17 protein-coding genes are annotated in these 20,250 nt (G+C 52.9%); 7 read left to right on the top strand and 10 right to left on the bottom strand.

The window, feature by feature from the left end; translation table 11 throughout:
* Positions 1-3: 3 nt before the first annotated feature.
* From ccmD to ttcA, 5 genes are read right to left on the bottom strand one after another with little or no spacing between them, the layout of a single operon-like run.
* Positions 4-195, bottom strand: coding sequence for a heme exporter protein CcmD (gene ccmD / locus EYZ66_RS07430; protein ID WP_009576466.1), 192 nt, complete (start codon positions 193-195; stop codon positions 4-6).
* A complete protein-coding gene (ccmC, locus tag EYZ66_RS07435) occupies positions 195-938 on the bottom strand; it encodes a heme ABC transporter permease CcmC (protein WP_009576467.1) in 744 nt (247 codons plus the stop codon). The genes ccmD and ccmC overlap by 1 nt, the downstream gene beginning before the upstream one ends.
* Before the next feature lie 36 nt (positions 939-974).
* The gene (ccmB, locus tag EYZ66_RS07440) at positions 975-1,649 is read right to left on the bottom strand and encodes a heme exporter protein CcmB (RefSeq protein ID WP_009576468.1); all 675 of its coding nucleotides are present in this window, start codon (positions 1,647-1,649) and stop codon (positions 975-977) included.
* The gene (ccmA, locus tag EYZ66_RS07445) at positions 1,639-2,256 is read right to left on the bottom strand and encodes a heme ABC exporter ATP-binding protein CcmA (RefSeq protein ID WP_009576469.1); all 618 of its coding nucleotides are present in this window, start codon (positions 2,254-2,256) and stop codon (positions 1,639-1,641) included. The genes ccmB and ccmA overlap by 11 nt, the downstream gene beginning before the upstream one ends.
* A complete protein-coding gene (ttcA, locus tag EYZ66_RS07450) occupies positions 2,257-3,093 on the bottom strand; it encodes a tRNA 2-thiocytidine(32) synthetase TtcA (RefSeq protein ID WP_009576470.1) in 837 nt (278 codons plus the stop codon). It abuts the gene before it with no gap.
* A 152-nt stretch (positions 3,094-3,245) separates the two neighbouring features.
* Here ttcA and EYZ66_RS07455 point away from each other — a divergent pair, with 152 nt between their 5' ends.
* Together EYZ66_RS07455 and EYZ66_RS07460 are read left to right on the top strand one after the other, a co-directional pair.
* Positions 3,246-4,226 (top strand): malate dehydrogenase, encoded by a 981-nt coding sequence (locus tag EYZ66_RS07455; protein WP_009576471.1) that lies wholly within the window; start codon positions 3,246-3,248, stop codon positions 4,224-4,226.
* A gap of 5 nt (positions 4,227-4,231) precedes the next feature.
* Positions 4,232-4,858: a TetR/AcrR family transcriptional regulator gene (locus tag EYZ66_RS07460; protein WP_009576472.1), complete on the top strand. Its 627-nt coding sequence runs from the start codon at positions 4,232-4,234 to the stop codon at positions 4,856-4,858.
* Positions 4,859-4,916: 58 nt separating this feature from the next.
* Here the strand turns inward: EYZ66_RS07460 and EYZ66_RS07465 are convergent, their stop codons facing one another.
* Together EYZ66_RS07465 and EYZ66_RS07470 are read right to left on the bottom strand one after the other, a co-directional pair.
* Positions 4,917-7,376 (bottom strand): ABC transporter permease, encoded by a 2,460-nt coding sequence (locus EYZ66_RS07465; RefSeq protein ID WP_009576473.1) that lies wholly within the window; start codon positions 7,374-7,376, stop codon positions 4,917-4,919.
* Positions 7,376-8,047: an ABC transporter ATP-binding protein gene (locus tag EYZ66_RS07470; RefSeq protein WP_009576474.1), complete on the bottom strand. Its 672-nt coding sequence runs from the start codon at positions 8,045-8,047 to the stop codon at positions 7,376-7,378. The genes EYZ66_RS07465 and EYZ66_RS07470 overlap by 1 nt, the downstream gene beginning before the upstream one ends.
* 55 nt (positions 8,048-8,102) lie before the next feature.
* On the opposite strand from EYZ66_RS07470, the gene EYZ66_RS07475 reads away from it, so the two are divergent.
* From EYZ66_RS07475 to EYZ66_RS07495, 5 genes are all read left to right on the top strand, one after another.
* Positions 8,103-8,690 (top strand): arylesterase, encoded by a 588-nt coding sequence (locus EYZ66_RS07475; RefSeq protein ID WP_235714740.1) that lies wholly within the window; start codon positions 8,103-8,105, stop codon positions 8,688-8,690.
* The gene (locus tag EYZ66_RS07480; protein ID WP_009576476.1) at positions 8,687-9,505 is read left to right on the top strand and encodes an ion transporter; all 819 of its coding nucleotides are present in this window, start codon (positions 8,687-8,689) and stop codon (positions 9,503-9,505) included. Before EYZ66_RS07475 ends, EYZ66_RS07480 begins: the two co-directional genes overlap by 4 nt.
* A gap of 70 nt (positions 9,506-9,575) precedes the next feature.
* Positions 9,576-11,687 (top strand): YgiQ family radical SAM protein, encoded by a 2,112-nt coding sequence (locus tag EYZ66_RS07485; protein ID WP_050793439.1) that lies wholly within the window; start codon positions 9,576-9,578, stop codon positions 11,685-11,687.
* Between the two features lie 16 nt (positions 11,688-11,703).
* Positions 11,704-12,852 (top strand): efflux RND transporter periplasmic adaptor subunit, encoded by a 1,149-nt coding sequence (locus tag EYZ66_RS07490; protein ID WP_009576478.1) that lies wholly within the window; start codon positions 11,704-11,706, stop codon positions 12,850-12,852.
* Entirely contained in the window at positions 12,849-15,980 is a 3,132-nt protein-coding gene (locus EYZ66_RS07495; RefSeq protein WP_009576479.1) for an efflux RND transporter permease subunit, read from the top strand. Before EYZ66_RS07490 ends, EYZ66_RS07495 begins: the two co-directional genes overlap by 4 nt.
* On the opposite strand, the gene EYZ66_RS07500 is transcribed toward EYZ66_RS07495, so the two are convergent.
* Genes EYZ66_RS07500 through EYZ66_RS07510 form a run of 3 tightly spaced genes read right to left on the bottom strand, consistent with a single transcriptional unit; the run spans position 15,977 to position 20,242 of the window.
* Positions 15,977-17,716, bottom strand: a complete 1,740-nt coding sequence (locus tag EYZ66_RS07500; protein ID WP_040816958.1) for a DUF885 domain-containing protein — start codon at positions 17,714-17,716, stop codon at positions 15,977-15,979. The genes EYZ66_RS07495 and EYZ66_RS07500 overlap by 4 nt on opposite strands.
* 2 nt (positions 17,717-17,718) lie before the next feature.
* Positions 17,719-18,849 carry a zinc-binding dehydrogenase gene (locus tag EYZ66_RS07505; protein ID WP_009576481.1) on the bottom strand — a complete coding sequence of 377 codons (1,131 nt, stop codon included), beginning with the start codon at positions 18,847-18,849 and terminating at the stop codon, positions 17,719-17,721.
* Positions 18,850-18,865: 16 nt separating this feature from the next.
* A complete protein-coding gene (locus EYZ66_RS07510) occupies positions 18,866-20,242 on the bottom strand; it encodes an MATE family efflux transporter (RefSeq protein WP_009576482.1) in 1,377 nt (458 codons plus the stop codon).
* Positions 20,243-20,250 lie beyond the last annotated feature (8 nt).

Genomic DNA, 20,250 nt, shown 5'->3' on the forward strand with positions numbered 1-20,250 from the left:
ACCCTACTCCCCTGCGGACTGCGTCTTTTCAAGTGCTAGATATCGCTGCCTCAATCGACGTTTCAGACTTGCTAAACGCCACAAAGGCATGATGATGAGCAGACTAATAACAACAAAAAATGCGGCATAGCTAAACCAGACAAAGGGTCCGTGGCCAGCCATTACCCAGAACTCAGACCATGAATCGAAATACATTACCGACCTCCCATGATTTCTTTTCGGGCCCACGCCGTTTTGGACTCGGTTTCTAACAGCGTGAGTCGCAAACCCATCAGTAACAGACAGGTATACAAAGAATACACAGCGACGATCATAAGAAATAATGGATAAAACATACTGGGGTCGATCGTCGAACCACCTGTGAACTTGATCGAGGCGGGTTGATGCAGGCTGTACCACCAATCGACGGATTTGTAGATAATGGGGATGTTGACCGTCCCGACCAGAGCCAAGATAGCGCAAGCTTTCGATGCTAAGGCTTTATTGTCATAAGCTTCATACAGGGCAAAAACACCCAAGTACAAAAACAACAAGACAACCATTGACGTAATACGAGCATCCCACACCCAATAGGTACCCCATGTCGGTTTACCCCACACGGCACCGGTGAGTAGCGCTAAAAATGTCATCGCTGCGCCGATGGGTGCAGCCACTCGCATGGCTATATCCGCCACCTTAAGGCGCCAAATCAGGCTGATCGCGCCAGCGATGGCCATCACATAATAACCCGCTAGGGAAACAACGCTCACTGGGACATGAATGTAAATGATTCGGTAACTGTTTCCTTGGCGAAAGTCTGGAGGCGCAAAAGCCAAACCCCAAACGGAGCCAGCGATGACTAAAAGGACGGCCAGAGGTAGCAGGTATCTTAACAGCTGACCCGAGAATCGATAAATCCACGGGGACGACCCCAAACGGTGAAACCATGTCCAAGCCATTAGGTAGTTCTCCTTCGGCGCACCACATACATCGGACTACACCTCCAAGCTAATTTTGATCGACGCCCCTATCGCGAGTGGTGTCAGTGCCAAAGCCAACAGAGCCAAGCCACTCAAAATACTGATCAAAGAATCAATCGGCATACCACTGACGGCTCGTTCCACCACGCCGGCACCTAGGATTAATACAGGCACCTCCAAGGGTAATAATAGAAGACTTAACAGCATCCCGCCACGCCGCAAGGCCATCGTTAAGGCCGCACCTATGCACCCAAATGCGCTGAGTATGAGCGTTCCCAGAGCCAAACTCAGGGCGAGCGTCCCCAAACCCTGCGCCGGCAAGGAAAGTAGTTGTCCAAACGCCGGTGAAAACAGCGCAAGCGGCAATCCGGTCAGGCACCAATGAGCAACAACATAACCCAATGAAGCTAGGTACAGCGAGTCGCCCGATACCACTAGCTGCTCTAAACCACCGTCATCGTAGTCGCCTCGGAACAAGGTCTCGGACGACAACAATGCCGCCAACAGGGCTGTAATCCACAACAAACCCGGTGCGAACTCACCCAAAACGCGCTGTTCTGGGCCCAACCCCAACGGCATCAGCAAAACAACAACGCCATAAAAAAACAGCGGATTCAATACCGCTGCCGGACGTCGATAGGCCAACAATAACTGCCGAGCCAAGACTTTGCCAAAAACACTACGATACATCGGGAACTTGTCCTCTACCGCGCAAGTGTAAAGTACGCGTGCTTAGCTCAAGCTTAAGAGATTGGTGCGAGGTGTATACCACGCTGCCCCCGCTTCGCACTTGTCTCTCGATACAGGCTTCGATGATGGCCACCCCATCGACATCAATCGCGGTAAGAGGTTCATCCAGAAACCACAGAGACGACTTCGCCAAGAACAATTGCGCCAGCGCGATACGTCTTTGCTGCCCCGCCGACAGTCTATAGGCGTACTCGTCATGGTAATCGCCCAAGCCCACCTCATCCAAAGCATCATGAAGACTTCGGTCATCGCAATTCTGCGTATGCCCGAGATGCAAACGGAGGTTCTCGAGTGCGGTAAAATCGCTTTTGACGCCTGTTTTGTGACCCAAGAATAAAAAATCGCTAGGCAAATCCAGAGAGCCCTCAAGACTCTGTGGCGCTAAACCGGCAATCGCTCGCATTAAACTCGTTTTACCCGCACCGTTATCGCCCTTTATTTGCCAGAGCTCCCCTGCTTTGACCTGCCAATTTAGCTGCGACAACAAGCAGCGCGTACCTCGAACGACGGCGAGATCCGCACACTGCAACAGGTACGCTTGGGACATTTAGAGATTCACCATACGGATATCACTCAGCGGCTTAATGGTGTTAGTGCCTTTGAGTGAGGCAAAATCAAATAAGTCACGGTCAGCTAACTGCGAGGGGCTGATGTTGCCCACCGCTTTAAAAATCGTTTCAACGCGGCCCGGATAGTCGCGCTCCCACTGAGCCAGCATTTCTTTCACTTGAACCCGCTGCAGATGATCTTGGGAACCGCACAAATTGCAAGGAATAATCGGAAAGGCTCGGGCTTGCGCAAAGCGCTCGATATCGGATTCTTTGCAGTACGCCAATGGCCGAATGATCACGTTTTTGCCGTCATCACTCAGAAGTTTCGGTGGCATTGCTTTTAAGCTACCTTGAAAAAACATATTCAAAAACAGGGTTTCAACGATGTCATCTCGATGGTGCCCAAGCGCAATCTTCTGCGCCCCGATCTCCTCGGCAAAGCCGTACAGGGTACCACGCCGCAACCGTGAGCACAGACCACAGGTTGTCTTACCCTCGGGAATCACCCGTTTTACGACACTGTAGGTGTCGCGCTCGAGGATGTAATATTCAATCCCTAAGGCATCGAGGTACTGCGGCAGGACATGTTCAGGAAAGCCCGGCTGTTTTTGGTCTAGGTTTACCGCCACTAACTCAAATGATATCGGTGCGCTTTTCTGCAAGCTCATCAATAACTCGAGCATGGTATAAGAGTCTTTGCCACCAGACAGACAGACCATAACTCGATCGCCCTCTTCAATCATGTTGTAATCGACGATGGCTTCTCCCGCTAGACGCCGCAAACGTTTTTGCAACTTATTAAAGTCATACTGAGTTTTTGGCTTGGCAGACATGGGCTGCACGACTCCTTATTCAGACGCGGGCGCTATTTTACGCATTTGGTCCATCTAAGGTCTAGCCAAAAGGATGTTGCGCCTTGTAATTTCGCCCTCAAAACAAGACAATAACGGCCGCAAACTTCATTCACCTTGCAAAGGAAATCAGCATGAAACAACCTGTACGCGTTACGGTAACGGGAGCCGCCGGTCAAATCGGTTACGCTCTGCTCTTTAGAATCGCTTCTGGCGCCATGTTGGGCGACGATCAGCCCGTGATTTTAAAGCTTCTCGACATCACTCCAGCACTTGAAGCGCTGGAAGGTGTGCGTATGGAATTAGAAGACTGTGCATTTCCTTTGCTGGCGGGCGTCGAGTGCACCGACGACCCGAACACCGGTTTCAAAGACACTGATTATGCCCTACTTGTCGGCGCCCGCCCTCGCGGCCCGGGCATGGAGCGCAAGGACCTTCTGGAAGCGAATGCCGCCATTTTTTCGGTTCAGGGTAAAGCCATTAATGATCATGCAAGCCGCAACATTAAAGTGTTGGTTGTGGGTAATCCTGCGAACACCAATGCGCTGATCACCCAGCGTAACGCGCCAGATATTGATCCTCGCAACTTTACCGCCATGACGCGCTTGGACCACAATCGGGCCATGACGCAGATTGCCATCAAGACGGGCACCACGGTGAACGACGTCACCAACATGACCATCTGGGGCAACCACTCAGCGACACAATATCCCGATTTATTCAACGCCAAAGTCAATGGGCAAGCAGCGATCGACTTGGTGGATCAAGCGTGGTTCGAGGAAGATTTTATTCCCACGGTACAGCAGCGTGGCGCGGCAATCATTAAAGCACGTGGCGCATCTTCAGCAGCCTCGGCAGCGAACGCGGCTATTGGCCACATGCGCTCGTGGGCATTGGGCACAGAAGGCGATGACTGGGTATCCATGGGCGTTTACTCTGACGGTTCCTACGGCATCGCTGAAGGCTTGATCTATTCTTTCCCATGCCGCTGCTGTAATGGCGATTGGGTCATCGTTCAGGACGCTGATATCAACGATTTCTCGCGCGCAAAAATGCAGGCGACTGAGCAAGAGTTGATTGAAGAACGCGACGCGGTCGCACATCTGCTAGGCTAGCGCCGATGCCCGCAAGCTCAACAGCCGCAAGCAGCTACCATCACGGCAACTTGCGCGAAGCTTTGATCGACTCGGCCGAGCAGGCCATTGTCCAACAAGCCGCTGAGGCAATGAGTTTGCGGGCCCTCGCCCGCAACGCAGGCGTTTCACAAACCGCGCCCTACCGACACTTCAGCGACCGCAATACACTGCTCGCAGCGGTGTCTGAACGTGGCTATGAGCGTCTGATCAAAGCCTTACACGGCGCCATTGACTCGATCGATGATAACGCCGAACAGCAGGTCCGAGAAGCAGCACGATGCTACGTACAGTTTGCTATCGACAATCCGCAACTGTTCAAACTCATGTTTGGGCCGTTGCTTCAACCGACACTAAACTACCCGGATCTACACGCTCGCATACGAGAGTGTAACCACCTAGTGCAAACCATGCTCGCAAATGGCATCCGATCCGGCTCTTTTCGCGAAGACGACATCCGCTATCTAACCAATACAGCCTGGGCTGGCATTCACGGACTCGCGACTCTGGTCATTGACATGCCAGACCTATTTGAACAGCATATCGAACTCGAACGTCAAATGGACATTAGCGTTCGCTCTTTGCTGAACTGCATGCAAGAGACTCGCTGTTAGCCAACGCGCGCAGAGTAGCGACGGGGGGCAGCGGCGAAATCAACGACACCGAGCCGGGTTACGTTAGCCTGAGGGCATGAATAGGTTCAACTCGAACGCTACGCCGGCAGCTCAACCATCCAACCCACGACATTATCGCCGCACTACTCAAGGGCACAGCAAGCCAAAGCCACCACAAACCGCTGTATGATCCCTCGAACATCGTGTGATAAATACCCCAGGTAGCAATCTCCGCAGCGGCAACACCGAGCAAACCGGCAATGTAACCAATAGCAGCAAACTCGAACCATACCGACGCCGCCAAACCCGAGGCTTTAGCGCCAAAAACCTTGAGTACGGCATTCTCGTGCGTCCGCTCTGACAGTGTGCCGGTTACCCCCATGATGAGCACCAAGAGTCCGGCCACGACAATCAGCACCAGCACCGCTTCTACCGCTTTGGAGACACTGGCTACGATATCCTGCACCTGCTTGATGATGACATCGATCTCCAACACCGTGAGCGTAGGGAACGCCTTTATCAAATCGTTCAACATCACCTTCTTAGAGGCGGGCAGATAAAAACTACTGAGGTACGTCGATGCGCCCGGAGGGACGGCACTGGGCTCCACCAGAACAAAAAAGTTTGGACGCATACTTTGCCAGTCGACCTCTCTAAAGCTGGTCACCACCAAATCAATTTCGTCGGAGCCAATGCGATAACGAAGGGTATCCCCAAGCTTGATACCGCTGCGCTGCGCATATTCTCCTTCGACCGAAACCTCGGCCAGCTCGTCGTCTCGAAACCACTCCCCAGCCAACAGGGTATTGGCCTCTGGTAATGCATCAGTCCAGGAAAAGTTGGTCTCTCGCTGCCGCTCAGGTCCCTCGCTACCGGTGAGAGCGCGCTCATTAACACCAATTAAACGCGCCCTTGACATTGGGTACGACGCCTGGGTTGCTACACCCCGGTCCTGTAAAAATTGCTCAAACGCCAGGACCTCGGCATCCTGCAAGTTAACCACAAAGTGATTTGGCGCGTCCTCGGGTAGTTGATTCTGCCACTGCTCTATCAGGCTTGTGCGCACGAGACCCAACAAGACCATCAGCATAATTGCCGAGCCAAACATGACCACGTTAAACCCATTAGCACGCGCGTGCCGCTGTATACTCGCGCTCGCGAGTCGCCATATTGCTGAGCCAGACGGTAAGGCACCCACCAAACGTTTGAACACCAAAGATGCGACCAATAGCCCGATGACAATAATCATCGATAAGGCTGCCAGCAAAGAGCCTGTTAAAATCCAATTGCCCGTATAAAACTGGGTGAGAAACAGCAACCCACCTACTGCCAAGCCAACGTCAGTTGGCGCCAAGCCTGCGAATAAAGTCAACTCTTGCCGCAAAACGCGCAACGGGCTTGCGCTCGCCAGTCGCAGGAAGCTCGGACCGATAAATGATGTGATACACACCACCAGAGTGATCAAACCCACGCCGAAAGGACGCAGCGGGTACGCCACGTCGGTCGAGGATGTAATCAAATCTTTGAGAATATAGCTCGCCGTGAGCTCGAGCCCTAGCGCCAAAGCGAATCCAATCGCTAGGGCGCACGCAGATACCACTGACAGCAAACCGATGTAAAGGCTGAGAATTTTAAGCCGAGTCGCACCAAGTGTTTTGAGAACGGCAACATAGGCAAAATGACGTTCACCAAACCGTCGAGCCGCCATCAACATTGCGACCCCAGACAGCAGAACACCGACACTACCTGCAAGCAGAAGGAATCGCTCCGCGCGATCCAAGGCCTGTGCAACACTGGGTTGCGATTCGTCGATACTCCGTACCCTGACGCGCTCCTGGTAATAGGTTTCTAGCCGTTCACGCGTATCTTTCAGTGCATCCTCGGGCCCAGCCAACAGCAGTCGATACGACACTCTGCTGGCGGCCTGCACGACGCCAGTCAACGCAATATCCTCAAAGCGCATTAAAACCCGCGGGGCACTATCAAACATCGAACCACCTGCGTCAGGTTCGGAGCGAATAATACCGCCGACTGTTAGCGACGCCTTACCCAAGGTAATGGAGTCTCCGAGCGCGACGCCCAACAGAGGGAAGAGCCTGGGCGCGAGCCACACCTCTCCTACCTCAGGAACGGTATCCGCGGCAATCAGATCACCAAAAGGCGTTTGACTGGTTTTAAGGCTACCGCGCAAAGGGTACTGTCTGCTCACCGCTTTCGCCGACACAAGGGCAAAACCATCTTCTCCCGCTTGTACCATAGTGGCAAAGGTCAATGTTTGAGCCGCCTCAAGGTCATCACTGAGCTTAGGTGACCACTCGTCTTGATCAAGCACTTCTCTGGCATCAAATACGGTGTCCGCCGCTAAGAATTGCGTACTCTCGCCAACGAGCCTCAAGGTTAGACGGTCGGTGAACAAACTAATACCGCTGACCATCGCAACAGCCAACGCGAGCGAAGCAATCAGTACATGCAGTTCACCGGCACGCCACTCACGCGCAAACCACCACAATGAAGACATTACTCAACGGCCTCTAATAGCCCATTCTGGATCCGAACCAAACGCTGGCACCGGCCCGCTAAGCCGGGGTCATGCGTCACAAGAACCAGTGTTTTACCCTGTGATTCAGTCATTGAAAAGAGCAAGTCCGCGACGTATGCGCCGGTGGACTCGTCTAAATTCCCTGTGGGCTCGTCGGCAAATAGTACGTTAGGGTGAGTCACAAAAGCGCGAGCAATAGCCACTCGCTGTTGCTCGCCGCCCGACAGCTGCTTGGGAAAATGCTTAACCCGCGCTTCTAAACCGACCTGTTGCAGTTGATGCATCGCCAACGCTTGCGCCTGCGCCGCGGTGCGTCCAGCAAGCTGTGCGGGCAGAGCGACGTTGTCCAGGGCGGTTAAGGATGGCAATAGCTGAAAACTCTGGAATACAAACCCAACTTCTTGCCCCCTCCATATCGCTCGAGCATCTTCATCGGCCTCACTTACCACGAAAGTTGAGTGGCTAACACGGCCGCTCGTTGGCGTATCTAAACCCGCCAGCAGTCCCAGCAAGGTCGACTTCCCGGAACCCGAGGCACCCAAAATCGCAATTGACTCGCCTGGCTTGATTTCTAAGTCAATCCCTTTCAAGATCGGGATTGTTTGATCGCCGAGAGCCACCGTTTTGAAAAGTTTATCTGCAACAAGCATAAAGAATTTCTCCGTAGTCCGTTACCTACGTGTTGGCATCCTGATCGGATTGTTGTTGCCGCTACTTGCTCAGGCGCGAGCGCCAGAAAAAGTCCTGATTTTAGGGGACAGCATTAGCGCCGCCTATGGCATGAACATAGAACAAGGTTGGGTGCACTTGTGGGCGCGAAGCCTACAAGACCGGGCGCAAATCATCAATGCCAGCATTAGCGGTGAAACCACGGCTGGAGGGCTGGCACGCCTACCCGCGCTACTGGCCCAGCATCAACCCGACGTTGTCGTGATTGAGTTGGGGGGCAACGATGGCCTTCGAGGATATCCACTGAGTCAGTTAAAACAGAATCTGACCCAGATCATCAGACTCAGTCAAGCGGCGGGTGCCAAGGTCGCGCTGGTCCCGATGCAAATTCCACCAAATTATGGCGAAGCCTACACGCGTCGCTTTTACGAGACGTTCGCGCACGTTGCGGCGGCGCAAGAAGCTACGTTAACGCCATTTATTCTTGAAGATGTCGCGTTGAGTCCGGACCTTATGCAAAACGACGGCATACACCCAACCGCGGCTGCACAATCTCTGTTGCTCGCCAAACTTGAAGCAACGTTGAATTCAATGTTGCAAGCAACATCAACGAGTACGCCATGACAATCTCCAGTTCCAGACGAAAGCAACAGGCCTTTGATATTATTTTCGGCACGGAGAGCACCGAGGGCAAAGCCTTTGACATTGTCCTTATCATCGCAATCTTGACCAGTGTCGGGGTCGTTATCGCCGATTCGATACCTCATTTGCACGCACAATACGGCTATCTTTTTTGGCAAATCGAGTGGGGATTCACCCTTTTTTTTAGCCTTGAATACTGCGTTAGGATTTGGTGCAGCCCGAATCCCAGGGCCTACGTCACCAGCGGCTTTGGTATCATTGACCTGCTGTCGGTGCTCCCCACCTACCTTGCGATCATCGTGCCTCAAGCAGCTCCGCTTCTCATTCTGAGGGTGCTGCGCATTCTCCGAATATTTAGGATCTTGCGATTGCTTCCCTACGTTCGTGAGTCCACCGTGTTACTTGAGGCGCTGCGCCGCTCGAGGCGTAAAATTCTTGTTTTCTTTTCAATGATGATGGTCATAACAACAGTCTACGGGTGCCTGCTTTACGTCGTAGAAGGCCCTGAGCATGGTTTCAACACGATTCCCGAGAGCATTTACTGGGCAATCGTAACAGTGACCACCGTGGGCTATGGCGATCTGGTACCTGTGACCGCAATCGGGCGAGCCATCGCCGCACTCGGAATGCTGACAGGCTACGCCATTATCGCCGTACCTACTGGCATCATCACAGCGGAGCTAACACACGAAATGCGTCGCCAGCGAGATTTTCGCTCGTGTGAGCACTGCAACCGAAGTGGGCATGAGAGCGACGCAGAATATTGTAAATATTGCGGTGCCTTATTGCCCCATTGAACCTCGCAACTCACTGTTTATTAATGCCATCTGGTTTATACTTGGCGTTAACCTATAGATCTGTAGAATTATGCCAACCGCTCTGTTTGACTATCCAAAATATTGGGCTGAATGCCTTGGACCTGCGCCTTTCCTACCCACAACTCGCGCCGAGATGGACCAACTGGGTTGGGACGCTTGCGATATTATTATCGTAACGGGTGACGCCTACGTCGATCATCCGAGCTTCGGCATGGCCGTAATTGGTCGAGTTTTGGAAGCCCAAGGCTTTCGCGTGGGGATCATCGCTCAACCTAACTGGCACAATTGCGAAGATTTCAAACGACTGGGGCAACCCACACTGTTCTTCGGCGTCGCTGCGGGCAACATGGATTCGATGATCAACCGCTACACCGCAGACCGAAAACGGCGTAACGACGATGCTTACACGCCAGATGGCAAGCCCGATCATCGTCCCGACAGAGCGGTTATTGTTTACAGCCAACGCGTGCGCGAAGCGTTTAAAGACTCACCCATTGTTATTGGTGGCATCGAGGCCAGTCTCCGCCGCATCGCTCATTATGATTACTGGAGTGAAAAAATACGTCGTTCGGTCCTCATGGACAGCCGCGCAGACCTTCTTTTGTTTGGCAATGCCGAACGCGCGATTTGCGAAGTGGCGCACAGATTAAGTCGTGGCGACGCGGTAGATTCCATTCGCGACATACGGGGCATCGCATTCAAGACCAAAAGCATTCCGTCAAATTATACCTTAGTGGATTCATCGACCATTGATGTTATCGGCCCGGTCGACGCCCAACCGAACCCCTATGAGATGGTCACCGAAGAAACCTGCGACAGTAAGGATACGCAAACCCAAGTGGTTCAGCTGCTCGATCCGAAACACCGTGATCTCCCTACCGTTATTCGTATTCCCAGTTACGACCAGGTCAGCAACGACCCCGCGCTGTACGCACACGCCTCACGGGTGCTTCACAAAGAGACTAACCCTCACAACGCCAGACCGCTGGTTCAGCGACATGGCGACACCGACGTCTGGATAACGCCTCCCCCCATACCGTTGACAACGGAAGAACTCGATTGGGTGTTCGAACTGCCGTATCAGCGCGCAACCCATCCAAGTTACGGTACAGCGAAGATTCCGGCGTTCGAAATGATCCAACATTCCGTGAACATCATGCGGGGCTGCTTCGGCGGATGTACCTTTTGCTCCATTACAGAGCATGAGGGCCGAATCATCCAGAATAGGTCAGAGGAATCAATACTGAAGGAAATCGAAAGAATTAGAGATACCAGCAAGACGTTTACGGGGGTCATTTCCGATTTAGGTGGCCCCACAGCTAACATGTGGCGTCTCGCCTGCAAGGACCCCAAAATTGAGGCGTCGTGTCGAAAGCTAAGCTGCGTATTCCCGGGTATTTGCAAAAACCTAAACACCGACCAAACACCTTTGATCCAGCTCTATCGAAAAGCGCGCAGCATCCCGGGAGTCAAGAAAGTGTTGATTGCCTCTGGGTTGCGTTACGACATTGCGGTTGAGACGCCAGAATACGTTGAAGAACTCGTGACACACCATGTTGGCGGATACTTAAAAATCGCTCCGGAGCATACCGAGCAAGGGCCGTTGTCCGCCATGATGAAACCCGGCATCGGCACCTACGATCGTTTCAAAAAGCTGTTTGACAAGTACAGTAAAAAAGCCGGAAAAGAGCAATATCTCATTCCTTACTTCATTGCAGCCCACCCGGGCACTGAGGACGAGGACATGCTCAACCTCGCGCTTTGGCTAAAACGCAACGGGTTTCGCGCCGATCAGGTGCAAACGTTTTATCCCTCGCCCATGGCCACGGCGACTGCGATGTACCACACAGGCTTCAACCCACTGAAACCCGTACGACGCTCGGGCCCTAAAATCGCGCGGGTACAAAAGCTCAGCCAACGTCGCTTACACAAAGCTTTTCTGCGGTATCATGACCCCGACAATTGGCCTGCTTTGCGGGATACACTGCGCGCCATGGGTCGAAAAGATTTAATTGGCTATGGCAAACAGCACTTAGTTCCGCCGCGACAGCCTCCACAACGGCACCGCTCGCTAGTGGATCATAAGCAGCGATTTGCGACCCAACACACTGGAATTGACCCCGTTAATCAACGTCGGCAGCCACCTAAAAAACGTCGCTAAGCTCAAGGAGACACTCTTGAACCGAAAGATTTTACTGCCAGTGATTATCGTGATTGGAGGCGTCGTAGCAGCGGCAGCGTTGGTGCTTAACCCCAATCAAGTGAGCGATAGTCCACCCGCTCGGGTGCCACCTAAGGTATCGGTTATTCACCCCACTCTGATCGATGAACCTTTAATCATCGATTCGCAGGGAACGGTTGAACCGGCGCACCGCATCACTCTCGCGGCTGAAGTCGCAGGGCGAGTTAGCGCTATTTCTGACCGATTCCAACGCGGAGGCGCATTCGAACAAGGCGACGTTTTGTTCAGTATCGACGATACTGATGCTCGTCTCGCGCTACAGCGAGCTCGAGCAAGCGAGCAACAGGCAGCGATCGACCTCAAAATTAGCCAAGGCGATTTCAAACGGGCAGAAGAGCTGAAAGAACAAAACCTCATTAGCACCCAAGCCTTTGAACAAGCGCAACTGCAGCTTGCCAGAGCCCAAGCGCAGCAGCAGGCAACCCTTGTGGCGCGGCAAGAGGCTGAATTAACGCTCGAACGTACCCAAGTCAAAGCGCCCTTTCGCGGCCGGATTGAAAACGAATCACTCGATGTCGGACAGTTCATCAATCGCGGCGAACGGGTAGCCGAGCTGATCGCGCTCGACGCCTATGAAGTGCGTTTACCTATCGCTCGAGATCAATTGGCCTATCTGGATTTACCTTTCTCAACGCGCGGGATAATTCCAAAAGAGCAACGTCCTATAGTGACGCTGAGTGGTGAATTTGCGGGGCAAGAATGGCTCCGCGAGGCTGAACTTATCCGAACAGAAGCTCAAATTGACTCCGCTACTCGACAAATATTTGCGGTAGCGAGTTTACCAATCGATAGCAACGATCCCACCCTGTTTCCGCTGGGGCTCTTTGTAAAAGCGGAAATAGAGGGTGTATTTCCGCAGCAAGCCTACCGCTTGCCCCGCAGCAGTCTCGCGCCTGGAAACAGAATTCTGACCGTCGATGAGAACAACCAACTGTGGCTGAAAAACGTCGATATTCTCCGGCTCGAGCACGATGACGTGGTCATTCAGGGGGGACTTACCCCAGAGAGTCTGGTTTGCGTCTCTGCGGGTCGGACGGTGGTCGACGGTATGCGTGTTGAGCCGGTCATGATGGACGCACAATGAACTCAATTATCACGTGGTTCATCCACAATCGGGTTGCCGCCAACCTACTGATGATGATTCTAATCGCCGCGGGTACGCTCGCGCTGCCACAGTTATACCTCGAAGAGTTTCCGGAGGTAGAGGTTGATGCTGTTTCGATTCGGATACCCTACTTGGGAGCCGCGCCGCAGGAGGTAGAGTCCGCCGTTTGCATTCGAGTCGAGGAAGCGCTCGAGGGTACTGAAGGTGTCGACACAGTTCGCTCCACAGCGGCCGAGGGAATGTGCTCGATTCTCGCAGAGCTGGTCGAGGGTGTGGATCGAACAAAAGTGGCGAATGATATTCGCAGTAAAGTGGATGCCATCGACTCTTTTCCCGCAGAGACCGAGCGTCCTATCACCTCAGAAATTACCGTCACCGCCAACGTGCTGCATTTAGTGGTCTATGGCGATACGACAGAGCAAGGCTTGCAGGCGCTCACCCAGACGATACGTGATGATATCGCTGCGCTTCCGGGTGTCTCTCAAGTTGATATGAACTTCAACCGGGATTTTGAAATTTCAATCGAAGTACCTGAGCAGAATCTCCGCCAGTTTGACCTGACCCTAGAGCAAATCGGCCAAACCGTTCGCGCCAACAGCTTAGACCTGCCGGGCGGCTCGTTGGATACGCCCAGCGGTGAAATCTTGGTGCGTACTCAAGGCCAAGCCTACAGAGGCCAGGAATTCGAAGACATTATCGTCAAAGCCGATCGCGACGGAAGACGTGTCAACATCGCCGAAATTGCCAAGGTCAGGGATGCCTTTGTCGACGCCGACATGAGTGCGCGATTCAATGGTGCGCAAACCATGTCAATCATGGTTTCACGCGTGGGCAAGGAAGATACGATTCAAATCGCGGAAGCGGTCAAAGCCTATTTGGCTGAGCTAGAACCCACCCTCCCAGAGGGCATGCATGTGCAAATATGGAAAGACGAATCGGCTGATTTGACGGATCGTTTAGAGGTCCTAGTCAAAAACGCGCGTAGCGGCCTTGTCTTGGTGCTCATCGTGCTCGCGTTATTCTTGCAGTTTCGACTGGCCTTATGGGTTGCCGCAGGTATTCCGATTGCTCTACTGGGCACTCTCGCGGTGTTTCCGGGTATCAATATCGCCATCAGCACCATGTCCATCATGGCCTTTATTTTGGTTATTGGGATTTTGGTGGATGATGCTATTGTGGTGGGTGAGCGCATTTTTGCACACGAAGAGATGGGAAAACCCCGCCTACAGGCGGCGGTCGATGGCACTACCGAAGTGTCGACGCCAGTGATTTTCGGCGTTTTAACCACTATGGCAACCTTTATTCCGATTATGAATATCCCCGGAGAATTGGGGGGCTTTTTCGTCGTTATTGGCGCCGTCGTTATCATCGCTCTATTTTTTAGCATTTTTGAGTCTCAACTCATCCTTCCACACCACCTAGCGCATCGCCGTATGGCCAAGCCGAGAGAAGAAAAAAACGCGTGGCAAAAATTTCAAACACGTCTTTCGGATACTCTTGATGATTTTGCCGTTAATACGTTTAAACCGGCAGTACGCCTGTCAGTCGACTATCGCTATTCCACACTCGCTGTGGGTATTGCGGTACTGACTGTTGCGCTTGGCGCACTGCTGTCTGGGCGCATTCTGTTTCAGTTTTTCCCCGCCGTTGAAAGCACTCGCATTTATGCCTCGGTGGTGATGCCGGAGGGAACGCCGATTGAAACAACCCAAGCGGTGATTCAGCGACTTGAGGATTCCGCCCAGCAACTCAAGGACGAATTAGACGCTATTCCTCTCGTCGAGGGCCAAGACTCATTCTCCAAGGTCTACACTGCCGTCGGAACAAAATTACCCAAGGGGTCGATTGAGATGGGCGTCCCGATACAGAGCAATATTGGCGAAGTAGGCATACATCTTAACCTTCCCTCGGACTACAAAGGTACACCTGTGAGCGTCTATGCGAATCGCTGGCGCGAACTCACGGGCACCATTCCTGATCTCGTCGAGATGAAAATATCAGCCAGCAGTTTTAGCATCGGTGCAGCGATCGATATCGAGCTGTTAGGACGCGACTTTATCGAACTGCAATCAGTCGCCGAAGAGCTCAAAGCGGTGTTAGCGTCATACCCAGGCGTTGTCGACATTTCCGATACGTTTCGCTCAGGGAAGCAAGAAATTAAACTCAATCTTAAACCCGAGGCGCGCCATTACGGGGTGACTTTACGTGATCTCGGAGCACAAGTCCGTCACGCATTCTATGGCTACGAAGCGCAACGTATTCAGCGTGGCAAAGACGATCTGCGCGTCATGGTCCGATACCCCAAAGAGGAGCGCGCCAATTTTGGCTCAATCGAACAAATGTTTATTCGCACACCCGATGGTGCAGAGGTTCCGTTCTCTGATGTCGCCACGATCGAGATCGGCCAAGGTTTCACGACTATTTCGCGCGTCGATGGGCAGCGAGTCATCAACGTCACGGCCGAGGTGCTGCGCGATAAAATCACGCCAGAACAGGTACTGTCCGAGGTCCTGGGCACCCGGCTTCCAACAATATTAGAGTCTCATCCCGGCGTCAGTTTCGGCCTGGCAGGGGAAGCGGCTGATCGCGCTGAATCGATCAGTTCTCTGGGCGCCTACGCCTTGCTGGCCTTACTGATCATTTATGCACTTTTAGCCATCCCGCTACAATCGTACTTGCAACCCTTTGTGATTATGAGCGTTATTCCTTTTGGGGCGATCGGCGCCATCTTTGGACACTTTGTCATGGGCGTTGATTTGACCTTTTTAAGCATCCTAGGCATTGTTGCACTTTCTGGCGTTGTGGTGAATTCGAGTTTGGTCTTGGTGGACTACGTGAACCGACAGCGCGCCTCTGGCGCACCTCTTGCTGAAGCATTGGTCAGTGCAGGCGTAGTGCGTTTCCGCCCTATTCTCCTGACCAGTATGACCACCTTCATTGGCCTATTGCCCATGGTTTTCGACACCAATGCCGCGACGCACATGTTCGTGCCGCTAGCGATCTCCCTGGCGTTCGGCGTGTTAGTGGGTACAGTGATCACGCTGTTTTTGGTGCCGAGCTTGTACCACATCACGGAAGATTTGTTTGGTGAGAAACAGGCCGATTAATCATCGGCCATCCATGCATTCATGCGTTGCTCAAGCAAATTAAGTGGTAGCGCGCCGGCGCCCAGCAGATGATCGTGGAACGCTCGAATATCAAAACGATCGCCCAACTCCCGCTCGGCCCTGGCGCGCAGTTCCAAAATCTTTAATTGACCGATTTTGTACGCTAGCGCCTGACCCGGCCAACCGATATAGCGGTCGATCTCGTTAATAATATCGGCCTCGGTCTTAGCAGCGTTCGCCATAAAGTAATCGATCGCCTCTTGCCGGCTCCAGCCCAGGTAATGCATCCCAGTATCCACCACCAAACGAACCGCCCGCCACATGTCATACACTAATTGTCCGTAGCGAGAGTAAGGGTCTTGATACAACCCCAGCTCGTATCCCAAACGCTCAGAATACAGACCCCAGCCTTCGACAAATGCGGTGGCGCCCCCTATCTTTCGAAACATAGGCAGCCCCTCAAGCTCTCGGGCCAGCGCAATCTGCAGATGATGCCCGGGCATTGCCTCGTGCACACTCAATACTTCCATTTCAAACTTTGGACGCACCTCGGGGCGGTATAAATTTACGTAGTAATAACCCGCTCGCGACCCATCCGCTGCCGGTGGCATGTAATACGCGGTGGTCGTATCCGGGGCAATTTGCTCGGGTATAGGCCGCACCCCGTAAGGAATGCGAGGCAAGCGCCCAAACAACTTTACTAATTCCGGATCGATGCGTTTCGAAATGACTCGGTACTGATCGTACAAGTCGTCGGCATTGTCATAGTAAAACTGAGGATCGGTCCTCAAAAACGCATTAAAGGCCTGCAAATCCCCATCAAAACCCACTTCCGTGATGACTTCCTCCATCGCCGCGCGAATACGTGCGACTTCGGCTAGGCCAATATCGTGAATTTGTTGCGGGGTGAGATTCGTTGTCGTGAAACGCTGCGCCGCGAACTCGTATAGGGCTTTGCCGTTGGCGAGACTACCCACACCCACATCAGCTCGAGCCGCCGGGAGGTAACGCTCGTTGAAAAATGCTTCGAACCTTTGATAAGCAGGCACCACGACATCCTTCACCACGCGTTCTGCCCGCTCCGTCAAGGCCTGAGCCTCGGCATGAGAAAGCGACCCGGCTAGGGCGACAAAAGGCTCGTAAAACGGATTGTCTTGCAATCGAACTTGGGTAATTTTCGCAAGCTGCGCGGGAATGCGCTCCATAATCACTTTGGCCTGTACTCGACCTTGGCGAATACCCTCTTCCAGTATTGCCTGCTCTTGTTGAAGCCTAGTGGGCAGGCTCTCCAAACGCTGCAGCCATAGCTCATAGTCGTCTCTCGTCTGAAACGGCAGCGTCTCCGCCGCAGTAAAGAGTGACTGAGGCCCACCACGCATGGTGATTCCCATCAAATGAAAACCCAATTCGTAGCCGCGTCGTTGATTCTGAATCTGGAGCAACAATAGCTCTTTATTCAATTTAGCCTCAGCAGACAGTGAGGCCCCATCGATAGCAACCAACCGTTGTTCGAAACCAGCGAGCGCTTGATCCTCGCGGGCTTGGGCCTCGAGACTCACATCATCCCACTCACCAGCACGCTGCGTGTCACCCATGAATACTGCGTATTCCGGGGAATTTTCTACCACCCACGCCCAGTGTTCATCGATTACGGCATTCAACGTATCATCACTCGCAAGTGACGACACCGCGAAGCAGCAATTCGCCAACAACAGGATCAAGCCACGCCGAATCATGATTATCCCTCGTGAGTAGGCTGTATCAGTGTTTTTACACCAGTCGCTTGGCTCGCGTATTCACGCACCAAGTCCAGAGACAGTGCCTCCGGCAATGACACGCGATGGGCATAGTGACTGGCAAAGCTGGTGGTTAGTTCGGCCGCGACGCGCGCTCGCATTCGCATCATGACCTCAATGCCAGCGCGTCCAAGGAACTGCGGTAGCAACCAGCCGTTAATCGACCATGCAAAACCAAAGCCGCGATGTAGGGTCGTTGGACTGACATCTAACCCGCCGTAAATATACAGTTGCTTGAATCGATCACTTCCGTAGCGATTGTATTCGGTCAAGTGCCTCGCGGCGGCGGCCTCCATTCCGTTGAGTAAGGTACTGCCAAGCGTGCCGCCGCCCGTTGCGTCGAATGCGAGCGTCGCATGGTAACGATCGCAAGCGTCCGTAAGATCCGCAAAGAAATTAGGATCTTGGCTGTTAAGCACGCACTGTGCGCCCTGACTTTCTAACAGTGTTTTCTGTGTTTCGGAACGGACCACACAGATCAGCGGGATACCATCGGCTAAGCACAAACGATTCAGCATTTGCCCTAAATTAGAAGCCGCGGCCGTATGAATAATGGCACTGTGCCCCTCCATTTTCATGGTCTCAATCATGCCCAGTGCAGTCATCGGATTAACAAAACTCGACGCACCTTGTTCAGCACTCGCACCCTCCGGTAAGGGCAAACATTCCATGACATTCGCGACGCGATACTGTGCGTACATACCGCCACCAAATGCGCCCACCTTTTTGCCCAGCAACGCCTGTGCAGCCTCTGAGTCACCCGCCGCGATCACGGTGCCCGCACCTTCGTTTCCGGTTGTCAGTGCCATACCCAATCGCGCAGCAAAAAACTGTACGGCGCCAGGCTTGGCTTTGGCACTAATCTTAGTCTCGTACCCAGAGCCCGACGAGGTCAGCGACTCTAAATCCATCGGCGCTGTCAATAATGCGAGATCCGACGGATTAATCGGTGCCGCCTCCACCTGAATCAGCACTTGGTCTGAAGCCAAGTCTGAAAAGTCTTTTGCCTCAAAATAGAGCGATGCTTCGCCCTCAGCGGTCAGTAACGATTTTAATTGATAGCCAGTAGTCATAAGTATCCTTATCGGTTTAATGATGTTCGCTCACCAGTTTAGCGAGTCGGTCGGGCGAGCGCCATGCCCCCCATCGTAATCGGCTCAAATAGAGCCCAGCTAGGCAGACCAACATCGCCACAAAGGTCCACCAAGAGACCATTGGACCCAGTTGCCAGATCTTAATAATAAAGACTTGCGCCACCAGCATAGCCCAATGGACGGAGACCGACGCAAACATGAGCCAACGCGTGTCGCCCGCCCCTCTGAGCACACCCGATGCTACCAAATTGATACCGTCAGCAATCACGTAGCACGCTAGGCCTAGCATCATTGCCTCCGCCAAGACGCTGATTTGCTCGAAATCCTCTGAACCTGTGTCAAAAACGCCGACCAACGACGCAGCCAAGGTGGCGAAGGTAATGGCGAAAATCGCTGCAACTGTGAGGGCGATGCTAAATCCTGCTGCGATCACTCTGTTCAGATTCTGTGACTCACCCGAGCCGATATAGCGCCCGGCTAAACTCATCACTGCAATATGCAAACCAATCATCGAAATAAATGACATCAGATCCCAGTTAAACACGATGGCCATTGCTGCACCCTCGCGCGTACCGTAGTTCTGAAACATCAGCATGAACAAGTTAAACGTCACAACGTTCATAAACGATTCAAGCCCGGACGGAAACCCATAGCGAACAAACTTTCTCAGAATCCCCATATCAATCATCCAGCTCTGAGCGACACCGTAGAGCTGGGCAATGGCTGGGCGAAAGTAAAAACCCAAAAAAAGAATCAACGTGATCGCTGTGGCGATGACGGTACCAAGCGCTGCACCGGTAATCCCCATAGCCGGCAATCCCCAATGCCCAAACACCAGAGCATAGCTGAGCGCAATATTGATCAGCACACCCGTCACATCGCACACCATGACCACCCAGGAGCGTCCAATGCCGCTGAAAAAAGACGACAAAGCGGCCTTCGCCAAGCTGAAAACCCCACCGTAAATCAGAACCTTATAATAAGCGCTCTCGAGCGCAACGAGCTCTTCAGCGTGGCCGACCCAGCGAAAGAGCTCGGTGACGGGAAAGGTTAACAGCAAGAGTATCGGAAACGCAGCAACCGACAAAACCAGACCTTGCGTAACCACTTTACTGCACTGACTGTATCGCCCAGCGCCAGAGAACTGCGCCACCATAGCGTTGGCGTAAGAAATGATGCCTAAAAACAAAGACAAAGTAACAAACGAGGTGACGCCACCTGACATCGATGCGGAAATATGCTGGGCGCTTATCTGTGCCATAAAATAACGATCGGTGAAAATCATAAAGGCATAAGCACCTTGCGAAATTACGATCGGTAAAGCTAATACAGAGAGCTCTTTAAAAATGGCCCGAAAGCCGCGTTCAGACATGCAGTTTG

Origin of the sequence: Aequoribacter fuscus, from assembly GCF_009910365.1 — a bacterium.
GTDB classification, from domain to species: domain Bacteria; phylum Pseudomonadota; class Gammaproteobacteria; order Pseudomonadales; family Halieaceae; genus Aequoribacter; species Aequoribacter fuscus.

Coding starts and splice junctions, on each gene's coding strand:
- ccmD (WP_009576466.1), bottom strand. CDS start 195: ATGTATTTCGATTCATGGTCTGAGTTCTGGGTAATGGCTGGCCACGGA.
- EYZ66_RS07470 (WP_009576474.1), bottom strand. CDS start 8,047: ATGCTTGTTGCAGATAAACTTTTCAAAACGGTGGCTCTCGGCGATCAA.
- EYZ66_RS07465 (WP_009576473.1), bottom strand. CDS start 7,376: ATGTCTTCATTGTGGTGGTTTGCGCGTGAGTGGCGTGCCGGTGAACTG.
- ttcA (WP_009576470.1), bottom strand. CDS start 3,093: ATGTCTGCCAAGCCAAAAACTCAGTATGACTTTAATAAGTTGCAAAAA.
- EYZ66_RS07480 (WP_009576476.1), top strand. CDS start 8,687: ATGACAATCTCCAGTTCCAGACGAAAGCAACAGGCCTTTGATATTATT.
- EYZ66_RS07485 (WP_050793439.1), top strand. CDS start 9,576: ATGCCAACCGCTCTGTTTGACTATCCAAAATATTGGGCTGAATGCCTT.
- EYZ66_RS07455 (WP_009576471.1), top strand. CDS start 3,246: ATGAAACAACCTGTACGCGTTACGGTAACGGGAGCCGCCGGTCAAATC.
- ccmC (WP_009576467.1), bottom strand. CDS start 938: ATGGCTTGGACATGGTTTCACCGTTTGGGGTCGTCCCCGTGGATTTAT.
- EYZ66_RS07510 (WP_009576482.1), bottom strand. CDS start 20,242: ATGTCTGAACGCGGCTTTCGGGCCATTTTTAAAGAGCTCTCTGTATTA.
- EYZ66_RS07505 (WP_009576481.1), bottom strand. CDS start 18,849: ATGACTACTGGCTATCAATTAAAATCGTTACTGACCGCTGAGGGCGAA.
- EYZ66_RS07500 (WP_040816958.1), bottom strand. CDS start 17,716: ATGATTCGGCGTGGCTTGATCCTGTTGTTGGCGAATTGCTGCTTCGCG.
- ccmA (WP_009576469.1), bottom strand. CDS start 2,256: ATGTCCCAAGCGTACCTGTTGCAGTGTGCGGATCTCGCCGTCGTTCGA.
- ccmB (WP_009576468.1), bottom strand. CDS start 1,649: ATGTATCGTAGTGTTTTTGGCAAAGTCTTGGCTCGGCAGTTATTGTTG.
- EYZ66_RS07460 (WP_009576472.1), top strand. CDS start 4,232: ATGCCCGCAAGCTCAACAGCCGCAAGCAGCTACCATCACGGCAACTTG.
- EYZ66_RS07495 (WP_009576479.1), top strand. CDS start 12,849: ATGAACTCAATTATCACGTGGTTCATCCACAATCGGGTTGCCGCCAAC.